This is a genomic window from uncultured Deefgea sp. (genome assembly GCF_947072475.1).
Classification (GTDB): domain Bacteria; phylum Pseudomonadota; class Gammaproteobacteria; order Burkholderiales; family Chitinibacteraceae; genus Deefgea.
The window spans coordinates 1-11,104 of the sequence record NZ_CAMTIA010000075.1; the positions used below are offsets into that span (position 1 = coordinate 1).

Genomic DNA, 11,104 nt, shown 5'->3' on the forward strand with positions numbered 1-11,104 from the left:
TTACTTTCTTTGCGTCGCCAAAGAAAGTAAGCAAAGAAAGGCGACCCGAGCGCGCCTCGGTCCCCGATGCCCTCGATTGTCGTGAGCCAAACGATAAAACTGTTTGTCTCCCTTCCGCACTCGGTGCGCTTGGACGGGTTTTTAAGCCCCAACTCAACGAGCGCGGCACAGCATCAATACCAAACCTGAACATCGCACTTCTCTAGCTAGTATTTAGCTGCAGGCCATTTAAATCCATGCTCAGCGTAATATACCCCAAGTAAAATCATGGCTGCACCGGCGGCACCAACGGCGGTGATGCGTTCGCCCAAAATCACAATCGCTGTGAGCATGGTGACCATCGGGATTAAATAAATGTAATTACTGGCTTTCACCGCGCCGATAATACCGAGTGCTTTATTCCACGCCACAAAGCACAGCGCCGAGGCGATGACGCCTAAAAACAGCATATTGCCGCCTTGTAATGGATTGAGCCACAAGGCCAAATCTAAGCGATAACCCATGATCCACGCGGCCGGTAATAAGGTAACGATGCCGTAAAAAAACACTTGCCGCGTTAAAAATAAATAACCATAACGCTGCCCTGCCCGCTTGAGCAATAAGCAATAAATCGCCCACGCCGCCCCCGCAGATAAAGCCAAAATATCGCCCAAGGGATTGAGTTTTAAAATCACGCTGCCATTAAACATCACCAAGGCCACGCCAGCTAATGCAATCAAAGAGCCAATAATTAAGCGCAGACTGAGTTTTTCATCGTGGGTGGTGAAATGCGCAAAAAATGCAGTGAGTAATGGCGCGGATGAGACGAGTAAACCGACGCTAGACGCTTGCGTATATTGCAGCGCGATATTTTCGGTTAAAAAATACAACGTCACGCCAAATAAACCTAGGCCACAGAAATACAATTCTTCGCGCCATTGCGGTTTTTTAAGCACTGGATGCATTAAAAACAATAAGGCGTAGGCTAATACAAAGCGATCAAGGGCAATTTCGACTGGGCTGCGAAAGTCTAATAAGATTTTGGTTGAAACAAAGGTGACTCCCCAGACCAAAACACAAAACAACACCATTAAATGGCCTTTTAATACCGAATTCATTGTCACCTCGATTCAACTGCATTTAGTAGACCCGAACAATTTGCCGTATTAATTGACTAGATACTGAATTAACCGCATCTGGCCAATAAAACAGCGTAGACAATACATTAAATACGGAAAAAATATCTATTAAAGGCCAAAAAATGCACGCCTAGCGATTTAGATAACGCCGCACCGCCGCATTGTGTTGCTCCAAGGACTCAGAAAACGCCGAATAGCCATCGCCTTTGGCGACAAAATAAAATGCTTTGGTCTGACTCGGTTGCGTCGCGGCAATCAGTGCCGCTTCTCCAACCATGGCAATCGGCGTCGGTGGCAAACCGGCGCGGGTATAGGTGTTGTAAGCAGTATCCGTGCGCAAATGCGCCTTGGTGATATCGCCTTTAAACGCTTCGCCAACGCCATAAATCACCGTTGGATCGGTCTGTAAGCGCATGCCCTTGCGTAAGCGATTGACAAATACGCCTGATACCATCGGCCGATCGGCGGCTTTGCCGGTTTCTTTCTCAACGATGGACGCCAAAATCAGCGCGTCATACGCCGATTTAAGTGGCAAATCAGGCTGGCGATTGGCCCATGCAGCATCGAGTTTTGTTTGCATTAATTGATGCGCGCGCGCTAATAGCTTGAGGTCTGAGCTGCCTTGATCGATGTGATAGCTATCAGGGAAAAATAAGCCCTCTGGCGAGGTGGCGCTAATACCCAGCGCGGATAGAATTTCGCTATCGCTCATTGCCGCCGTATCGTGTTTTAACGATGGATGGCTATTGAGTGCGCGGCGTAGATCGCGCCAATTCCAGCCCTCAATCATGCTAAACATCTGTAAATCCACCTCACCTTTGGCTAATTTTTTAAGGATTTGCCAAGGCGACATCGGCGCTTTAAGCGCGTAGCTACCAGCTTTAATACTGGCGTCTTGCCCTGAAATACGCGCCAGCAAAATAAACAACGGCGCGGAATCGATTGCGCCTTGCTGGACCAATTGCGCCGCAACCGAATTGACGCCACCGGGCGCAATCAATACCGAATGCGACGGTGGATTGGGCTGCTCAGATTGGGTCCAGCCATAAAACCACGCGCCACCGGCCATCAGCGCGGCAAAAAAACCAAAAATCAATAAGCCAAACAACCGCCCCCAAAACGAGACGGGTTTATTCACGGCTTGCTTGTGGTAGAGATTGGGCTTTTTTTTATAGGGTGTTGGTGCCGCCACTGCGTTTTACCTTTGGATTAGTTAGCTTGATTTTCGGCGGCGCTCGCTTCGCCATCGATGTCGTTAGTGCGCGCTTTTTGTTTTTGCACGGCATAAAATTTTTGCACATTGGCCAAGTCGCGCGAGCGATACATTGGCGGCAGGCTTTTCCAAATCATTTTGCCGTATTGTTTTTCAACCAAGCGCGAATCGGCAATCATTAAAATGCCAATGTCGCTTTCATCACGAATTAATCGCCCAGCGCCTTGCTTGAGCGTAATGGTGGCATTGGGCAGCTGATAATCCATAAACGGGCTGCGCCCGGCTTTAGTCAGCTGCTCCATTCTGGCTGAAAGCACCGGATCATCGGGCGGCGAAAACGGTAATTTATCAATCACCACCAAAGACAATTGCTCGCCACGCACGTCAATGCCCTCCCAGAAGGTTTGGCTGGCGACCAAAATCGCATTCGGCTCTTTACGAAATTGATCGAGCAATTCAGTTCTCGAACCCGTGCCTTGCAAAAATACTGGCCAATCTAAGCCGGCGTCTTTGAGTTTTTCGAGCAAGATTTCATGCGCTTCCCGCATGGCGCGTAATGAGGTAAACAGTAAAAAAGCATGGCCTTGGGTGGTTTGCAATAAAGGCCAAGCTTTCTCAACTACCGCACGGGTATATTCGGCAGTATTAGGCTGGGGCATGTCTTGCGGCACATACAGTACGGCCTGCTGCTTGTAATCAAATGGGCTATCCCAAGTGGCCGTTTCGGCCGACCACAAGCCTAATTCATGCTGAAAATGAGTAAAGTGATGATTCACCGCCAACGTTGCCGAGGCAAAAATCCAAGCGCGCGGATTAAGATTGACTTGTTTTTGGAATAAATCAGCGATATTGAGCGGCGTAATATGCAGCAAAAAACCATGCTGCGTAACGTCTAGCCAATGCACGGTTTCGGCTGAATCTGATTTTTGCCATTTTTCGAGCAAGGCTAACATTTCAGCCGCGCGTTTATAGCATTTTTCTAGACCTTCACCGCGCTCGGCCTGTTTGGCGAGTAGTTCGGTTAAATGCTGAATATGTCCAGTCATTTCAACCAGCTGGCTAAAAAAGCTCGGGAATTTTTCTTTGAGCTCATGCTGCGGTAAGCGCACCGTGTCTTTAAAAATTAAGCGCACATCTTTGACTGATTTTTCCAGCGCTTCGGCAGCATTGGGCAGCATGACAAAATCTTTGGCCACCACTAAAGCTTCGGCGCGCGCGTCGCGTGCTAACTCAATGATTTGCCCATTGGTCAGCGTATCGCCAAAAAACAGGCTGGCGACCTCAGGCAGCTGATGTGCTTCGTCAAAAATCACCGTATTACACGCCGGCAGTAATTCACCCGCACCTTCGTCTTTTAGCCACACATCGGCAAAAAACAAATGATGGTTCACCACCACAATATCGGCCTCTTGGGCGTCTTTGCGCGCTTTGAGCACAAAGCATTCTTTGTGATTGGGGCAATCTTGCCCTAGGCAATTATCACGCGTGCTAGTCACTTGCGCCCAAATCGGTGCGTCTTCAGCCACCCCGGGGCAAGCGGCTTTATCGCCAGAAGCGGTGGTATTGGCGTAGCGTTTTACTTTTTGTAGATCAGCAAGGTCTTCACGACGCATAAAGCGCCCTTCATGCTCGGCGCGCGCCAAATGGTAATGACACACATAATTGGAGCGCCCTTTGAGCAGCGCAATAATCGCCGGTACTTTGAGCACATCGCGAACGCGCGGCACGTCGCGATTAAACAGCTGATCTTGCAAGGTTTTGGTGCCGGTTGAAACAATCACTTTGCCGCCCGACAACAGTGCGGGCACTAAATAGGCAAAGGTTTTACCCGTGCCGGTGCCGGCCTCGGCAATCAATTGGCCACGCGCTTCAATGGTGCGTTCAACCGCTTGCGCCATTTCTAGCTGCGGTTGACGCAATTTATAGCCGGGAAAAGCCGCACCAAACGGGCCGTTATCGGCAAAAACTTCTTCAAGAGTCATGGAAAGCTCAAAACATCGGATGATCGATTGTACCGTAGCTAGCGCCTAGGGTCTGTTGACGTTTGGTTTGCCAACCGCGTTTGCGCGGATTTTGGCCTAAGGCAAGACACGAAGCGCGCAACTTAGTCATTCTAAGTCAGCGCTTTGTAACGCAGCATCAGGCCAAGTGCGTGATTTAAATTAGCGCAGCCAAAAAAAAGCCCCGCACACGGCGGGGCCAATCAATACAGGGAGAGATGAAAAACACAATACACATCGCATTAGCAAAGATCTGTTGACCCTAAACCAACACCATCTATCGCATTACTCACTACCCTCATTCAGAGTGCCGCTGTTGGCAAAAGTTCAGCGCAAGTTCTAATTTATTTTACGCTTGAAAAAAAACCACTTTACCTGACTGCCCAGTGCTGTCGCCACCCAGCAAATAGGCAATAGCAGGGAATAAATCGCTGGCAAGGGGTAGATTCTCAGCCGATTCAGCAGGATGCGTTGCCAAACGAAATGGCGATTGAATCGGGCCGGGCACCAGTAAATTAATCCGCACATTCGGCAGGTTTTCCCATTCGGCAGCGGCAATTTCGACCCAGTTTTTTTGCCCGGCTTTAGTCACGCTAAAACCGCCCCAGTACGCATTGGGCTCAAAGGCATGGGTTTCACCCAAAACCAATACGGCGGCATCAGGCGATTGCTGCAATAGCGGAAACAAGGCCCGCGTCAGCGCAAAAGGCGCTGCCACATTCACGCGGAACATATCCACCCATTCGTCCAATTTTTGATTGGCCAGCGGCGACAAATGATTAAAGCCATTGGCGCAATGCAAAATACCGTCTAAACGACCAAATTCTTTTTGAATCAGCACGCCCAATTGGTTGAGCTCAGCTTCGCCCATTTTGGCTAAATCCAGCGGTACAGCCGCTGGCTGCGGCCCGCCAGCCGCTTCGATGGCGTCATAAGTGCGGCTGAGTTTTTTTTCGTTACGGCCCAATAAAATAATCGTCGCGCCAAGTTTGGCCAACTCTAAAGCGGCCATTGCCCCCAAACCCTGACCCGCGCCAGTGACCAGAATCACTCGATCTTTAAATGCATCTGCTGCAATGCTTGCTGATTTCCAATCTGCCATTTTTTTATTCCTAATCATCAGCCAAACGGCTTGAAGTGTGATTACTTAAAGTGCTACTGCATTCGCCTGCGGCGCACTGCAAAAATATACTGAGAACTCGCCACATCGCTACAATCAATCGATCCGAAAGGGGGCGAGGCCCAGCGACAAATTCATCATGGGTTGTTCGCGCGGGATTAGCGCTCGCTTTGCCAGTGCGACAATCAACGACGCAAATACTGCAAGCATTGCTGCGCCGCTTTTACGCCACTGCGCACTGCGCCTTCTAGCGTCGCAGGGTATTCACCGCGCCCCTGCCCGGCTAAATCTGCAGTAAAGTCTCCGGCCAAAAATAAACCCGCCACATCAGTGTTATTGTCAGGCCGAAGCAAGTCGGGCGTACAGGCAAACGTCGCGCGTTTTTCACTAATGACCTGTTGGCGCAACACTAAATCAGGCAAGCCCAAACGCTGATGCAATTCAGCTTGCACTGCCGTGGCTAATTCATCATGACTTAAGCCGCTATGCAGGCCTTCGCTGGAAATCACCACCGCAATCAAACCCTGCTGGCCGTGACTCACACCACGATCAAACACCCATTGCGAATACGCATCGGCCAAACCAAGCATCGGCGTAGCCAGCTTAATCTCGGCGGCAAATTGCAAATACACCGTCACAATCGGCTGATATTGCCAAGCGGCCAACTGCGCGCTTAAAGCATTGAGCGCCGGGATCGCAGGCAAAATATTTGCCGCTTGATGCGGTGGCGTGGCGCAAATCACCGCGTCAAATCGCTCAGCATCATCCAGTAAAAAACCTTGGGTATCTATCGATACCGCTTTTACTCTATGGCCTAGCTTTAAATACCCAGCATGCTGCTCAATATACTGCGCCGCAGGCTCAGGAAATAACTGACTAAAATCACAACGCGGCAACAGTACATCAGAAGCAGCGCGCGCGCCGCCCAAACTATCGCGCAACACATTGAGCAGCACTTGGGCGCTCGCCAGTTCCAGCGGTGTATTGAGCGCCGCCAAGGTCAACGGCGACCAAAACTTAGCGATTAAACTCGCTGGTTGCCGCTCATTGCTTAGCCACTCAGCCACGCTAATGTCTTGCGCTAAGCGCCACCGCCGCCATTTAGTCAACTGAATGCTGCGAATTAAGGCCCAACGCTCAGCCCACGATAAGCCCTTGGCCAACAATAAACCCACTGCCAAATGCAAGGGCGCTGGCAGACGTGGGCAAGCCAGTACAAAACCGGGATCAACTTGCAAACGCATCGGCAAGCGCAAAAAAACTTGCGATAAATCCACGCCGCATTGCGTCATTAACCGCAATAATTCGCTATATCCGCCAATTAATAAATGTTGGCCATTATCCACGGCGCTAGCCCCAGCCTGATGACTGCGCGCCACACGGCGCGCCCGGCCACCGAGCACTTTGCCAGCCTCAAACACCGTAACCGACACGCCCGCCGCCGCCAACTCAACCGCCGCCGCCATGCCCGCATAACCCCCCCCAATAATGGCGACGGTTTTCACCGGATGCACAGCACGACTCACGCTCAAGCAAACCACCATGTTTTCCAAGCCAGCCAGAGCTTGCGAATGGGGGTGAGTTTGATGCGTTGATTGAGGACTTTTTGCGCGCCATCGGCGCGAATTTCGGCCAAGGTGGCACGATAAATCGCCGCCATCACCAAGCCAGTGCGCTGACTTTTTTTATCGCATGCGGGTAATAAAGCGATGGCTTGATCGTAATATTGCTCGGCACGATCAATTTGGAAATTCATTAAGGCTTTAAATTCAGCCGTTTCCCGATAATTCATAATGTCGGCGGCGGGCACATTAAAGCGTTGCAATTCATCCACCGGCAAATAAATTCGGCCGCGTCGGGCGTCTTCACCGACGTCGCGAATGATATTGGTCAGCTGAAAAGCAATGCCTAAATCATGCGCATATTTTAAGGTTTTACGATCAGTAAAACCAAAAATCATCGCCGCCAATTGCCCCACTACGCTGGCAACACGGTAGCAATACAGATGCAAATCTTTAAAGCTGTTATAACGCGCCTGATTTAAATCCATTTCCATGCCGTCGATAATCTCGAGCAGCAATTCACGCGGTAAATCATAGGCTTGAGCCGCTGGCCACAACGATTGAGTTACTGGATGCTGCGGCGAACCGGCGTACATTTGGTCGACTTCATTGCGCCACCAGGCCAAGGTCGTTCGGGCGACGCCTTCATCACTGATTTCGTCGACCACGTCGTCCACTTCACGACAAAATGCGTACAAAGCAGTAATGGCAATGCGCTTTTCTGGGCTTAAAAAACGAAAGCTGTAATAAAAACTCGAGCCGCTTTTGGCGGCTTTATCTTCACAATATTGATCTGGTGTCACAAGAAAATCCAATTCAAAAATAACTAAGTCACTGAGCAAAAGTTTTCGCGCAAAGCAGCAGACAGTACACACGTACGACAAGGCGAAGCAACGCTGCACGGAAACTTTTGCCTGCCTACTTCATCTGTTGGGGCCAGCGATTGATGCGCTGGCCGCACAGTTTATTTGGTTTCAGGCAAAACTTGCCGCACTTCTCGCGTCACGCCCGAAGGGCCCGGAAAAGGTAAAAATAAGCTGCGGATCAACCAAGGCACGGCCGGATCGAGCACATCATTGAGGCTACGATTTCTGGCTCGACCTTCATACAACTTGGCAAAATCGCCAGCAGCCAAGGCCTTACGATCCAAAATATCGACAAACACTTCGCGAGTGAATAGCGTTTCATTGATGGTTTGCGAGCCAATAATTCCTGTTTCTGGGTAATAACGCGGAATAAAGGCAATGCCGCCGCCGGTGTTGATGCGCTGATAACTCACCGAATAACCAATCGTGCCCCAAATCGGCTGCTGGTAAGACGCATTTTTACCATCGTCGATTTGATAATCGAGCTGCACCAACCAATCGGCCAGCTTGGGATCGGCTTGCTGCACCAAGCCTTGGCGGCGTAATTCAGTCGCCAAGAGGTTTTCAAAGTCATAGCGCGCCAGGCTTTGGTCATCGTCTTTGGGTCGATCAATGGCAAACACTTTACCGGCCATGGATGCGGGTAAATCATGGCGAACAGAGACTTGTGAAACAAAAGTATTGGCACAACCGGCCAGTAACATCAGGCCAACCACAGCACTCCATCCGCGTAATTTCATGTTTTGATACTCCCAGCAATTTGCGGTGTATTCACCACTACATCACCACACTGCGCCCGGTGGCGTAAGGCATGGTCAATCAGCACCAAGGCCATCATCGCCTCGGCAATTGGCGTGGCACGAATGCCGACACAAGGGTCATGCCGGCCAGTGGTGGCCATCATCACTGGATTGCCGTCTTTATCAATCGAGCGTCGCTCTTGTGCAATACTCGAGGTGGGTTTTACCGCCAAGTTCACTGTAATCGCCTGCCCTGTTGATATACCCCCCAAGATACCGCCAGCATGATTGCTAGCAAAACCTTGTGGCGTCAACTCATCGCAATGCTCAGAACCGCGCTGGGCAATGCTGGCAAAACCCGCGCCAATTTCAACGCCTTTAACGGCATTGATATTCATCATCGCAAAAGCAATATCGGCATCCAGACGATCATAGACCGGCTCACCCCAACCCACTGGGACGTTTTCGGCGACCACCGAAATTTGTGCGCCGACCGAATCGCGCTCTTTGCGAATCGCATCCATATAGTCTTCAAGTTCGGGAACAATGGCATTATTGGGCGCAAAAAAAGCATTTTCAGCCACCTGATCCCAGCTCATAAACGGGATATCAATTTCACCGAGCTTACTCATATAGCCACGAATTTCAACACCGTAGCGCTCTTTGAGCCATTTTTTGGCAATGGCGCCGGCAGCAACTCGTACCGCAGTTTCGCGCGCCGAAGAGCGGCCACCCCCACGTGGATCACGAATGCCATATTTATGCCAATAGGTGTAATCGGCGTGCCCCGGGCGGAAAGTCTCAACAATTTTGCCGTAATCTTGGCTGCGTTGATCTTGGTTGCGAATCAATAAAGCAATCGGCGTACCGGTGGTTTTACCCTCATACACCCCGGATAAAATCTCCACCGTATCAGGCTCTTTGCGCTGGGTGACGTGGCGGCTAGTGCCGGGTTTACGGCGATCGAGCTCCATCTGAATATCCGCCTCAGACAGCGCCATTCCCGGTGGGCAACCATCGACAATGCAGCCAATCCCTGCGCCGTGGCTTTCACCAAACGACGTTACGGTAAACAATAAACCAATAGAATTGCCTGACATGACCCGCCCCTAACTCAAAATGAATTCATTACCACAATTTTACCACGCGCTTGCCCGATTACTGCTGACTCTGCGGGTGGAAGTTTTATTCAGACCAAAAAAAACCGCCCAAACACTGTTTGAGCGGCTCAAGTTCAAGCGGTAAAACTTTAAATCCAATTAAAAGTCAGTACGCACGCCCACTGAGAACAAATCAGCGCTTTGGCCATTGTTTAATACATAGCCTGATTCAGTGGTGAAATTAGCGTTTTTATCGTTATTCACTTTAGTATATGTTGCAATTACTTTGCTGCGTTTGGATAAATTATATGATGCGGCAACCGAAACTTGATCCGCGCCAGAATCATTTAATGTTTCTACATCAGCTGCTTGTACATAAGACAACAAGAAATTTAATTTCTCATATTTATACGAACCCGCAATGGCGTAACTATCTTGGGTACGTGATTGTTTACCATCATCACGATCAACTTGTTCCCAAGTTAAACCTAGACCGAAGTCCATATATTTAACATTACCACCGACCATAAAGCCGCTAATGCTTGCTCCATCTTTTACTGATGGTGATATTTTTGATGAATTAATATCAGAGTTCTGATTTTTTCCCATCGAATAAGCTGCACCAACATTAAACATATCATTTTTATAGAAGCCACCAATTTGATACACATCGGTGTTAACAGTTCCTGTTGAGGCTACTGCTGGAGTGCAAACAATTGCACCTTTTGAGTTAAGAGCGCAACTAGCAGGTTTTGAATTTTCTACTTGCGGTGAAAGTGTATATGAGGCGTGCGCATTAAAGCCGCTGAAATTAGGTGTTTCGTAATAAATAACCGAGCCTGAACGAGAGCCTAAACGACGCAATAATTGGCCATCACCTAAATAACCTGATGTATCATTCATTTCGCCTTCAATTGTAGGCGCAATGTTTTTGTATAGGTTTTTGTAGGCATTATCCATTTTACCAAAGCGGGCAAAACCATAATCACCTTTATAACCGATATAAGTATCGCGCGAGCCCCATACTGAACCTGCTTCTTTATTGTATGGATCGCCAACGCGGAAGCGGCTTTCTAAAACCCAAACCAAATCACCACCGATATCTAATTTATCCACACCCGAAACACGGATGCGTGAACTTTGATCGGCCAATTGGGTTTTATTTCCGCCATCATTTTTAGAGCCGACTTTAACGCCGATTTGATCAGGGCTAAGATATTCCATCGCAGTACGCACACTACCGCTAATGGTGACTTCAGCAGAAGCGAATGGTGTTAGTAAAGCTGCTGCAATAGAAAGGGCAATAATTTTGCTCATATCGATTTAACTCTGGCGGATTCAACTAGTAAGTGCAACGGCGATGCAGGTCACTAAATGGGTGAAAT

Annotated in this window: 10 protein-coding genes; 1 reads left to right on the forward strand and 9 read right to left on the reverse strand. The window is 49.4% G+C overall.

Annotated features, from left to right (window positions below):
- Positions 1 to 206: hypothetical protein (locus tag Q0V82_RS15350; RefSeq protein ID WP_297577126.1), on the forward strand; the 206-nt coding region annotated here is incomplete at its 5' end.
- On the opposite strand, the gene Q0V82_RS15355 is transcribed toward Q0V82_RS15350, so the two are convergent.
- The 9 genes from Q0V82_RS15355 to Q0V82_RS15395 form a co-directional block, all read right to left on the reverse strand.
- Positions 207 to 1,097, reverse strand: a complete 891-nt coding sequence (locus tag Q0V82_RS15355; protein ID WP_297577128.1) for a DMT family transporter — start codon at positions 1,095 to 1,097, stop codon at positions 207 to 209.
- A gap of 151 nt (positions 1,098 to 1,248) precedes the next feature.
- Positions 1,249 to 2,310 carry an endolytic transglycosylase MltG gene (gene mltG, locus Q0V82_RS15360; RefSeq protein WP_297577129.1) on the reverse strand — a complete coding sequence of 354 codons (1,062 nt, stop codon included), beginning with the start codon at positions 2,308 to 2,310 and terminating at the stop codon, positions 1,249 to 1,251.
- Positions 2,311 to 2,327: 17 nt separating this feature from the next.
- Positions 2,328 to 4,313, reverse strand: coding sequence for an ATP-dependent DNA helicase (locus Q0V82_RS15365; protein WP_297577131.1), 1,986 nt, complete (start codon positions 4,311 to 4,313; stop codon positions 2,328 to 2,330).
- Positions 4,314 to 4,680: 367 nt separating this feature from the next.
- The gene (locus Q0V82_RS15370; RefSeq protein WP_297577134.1) at positions 4,681 to 5,433 is read right to left on the reverse strand and encodes an SDR family NAD(P)-dependent oxidoreductase; all 753 of its coding nucleotides are present in this window, start codon (positions 5,431 to 5,433) and stop codon (positions 4,681 to 4,683) included.
- Between the two features lie 203 nt (positions 5,434 to 5,636).
- On the reverse strand, positions 5,637 to 6,977 hold the full coding sequence (gene hpnE, locus Q0V82_RS15375) for a hydroxysqualene dehydroxylase HpnE (RefSeq protein WP_297577144.1): 1,341 nt from the start codon (positions 6,975 to 6,977) through the stop codon (positions 5,637 to 5,639).
- A gap of 2 nt (positions 6,978 to 6,979) precedes the next feature.
- Positions 6,980 to 7,816, reverse strand: coding sequence for a presqualene diphosphate synthase HpnD (gene hpnD, locus Q0V82_RS15380; protein WP_221021165.1), 837 nt, complete (start codon positions 7,814 to 7,816; stop codon positions 6,980 to 6,982).
- 161 nt (positions 7,817 to 7,977) lie between these two features.
- Positions 7,978 to 8,619 (reverse strand): DUF4136 domain-containing protein, encoded by a 642-nt coding sequence (locus Q0V82_RS15385; RefSeq protein ID WP_297577137.1) that lies wholly within the window; start codon positions 8,617 to 8,619, stop codon positions 7,978 to 7,980.
- The gene (gene aroC / locus Q0V82_RS15390; protein ID WP_297577140.1) at positions 8,616 to 9,719 is read right to left on the reverse strand and encodes a chorismate synthase; all 1,104 of its coding nucleotides are present in this window, start codon (positions 9,717 to 9,719) and stop codon (positions 8,616 to 8,618) included. Before aroC ends, Q0V82_RS15385 begins: the two co-directional genes overlap by 4 nt.
- A 159-nt stretch (positions 9,720 to 9,878) precedes the next feature.
- Positions 9,879 to 11,036, reverse strand: coding sequence for a porin (locus tag Q0V82_RS15395; RefSeq protein WP_297577142.1), 1,158 nt, complete (start codon positions 11,034 to 11,036; stop codon positions 9,879 to 9,881).
- Positions 11,037 to 11,104: the final 68 nt, after the last annotated feature.

Coding starts and splice junctions, on each gene's coding strand:
- Q0V82_RS15385 (WP_297577137.1), bottom strand. CDS start 8,619: ATGAAATTACGCGGATGGAGTGCTGTGGTTGGCCTGATGTTACTGGCC.
- Q0V82_RS15355 (WP_297577128.1), bottom strand. CDS start 1,097: ATGAATTCGGTATTAAAAGGCCATTTAATGGTGTTGTTTTGTGTTTTG.
- Q0V82_RS15370 (WP_297577134.1), bottom strand. CDS start 5,433: ATGGCAGATTGGAAATCAGCAAGCATTGCAGCAGATGCATTTAAAGAT.
- Q0V82_RS15365 (WP_297577131.1), bottom strand. CDS start 4,313: ATGACTCTTGAAGAAGTTTTTGCCGATAACGGCCCGTTTGGTGCGGCT.
- Q0V82_RS15395 (WP_297577142.1), bottom strand. CDS start 11,036: ATGAGCAAAATTATTGCCCTTTCTATTGCAGCAGCTTTACTAACACCA.
- aroC (WP_297577140.1), bottom strand. CDS start 9,719: ATGTCAGGCAATTCTATTGGTTTATTGTTTACCGTAACGTCGTTTGGT.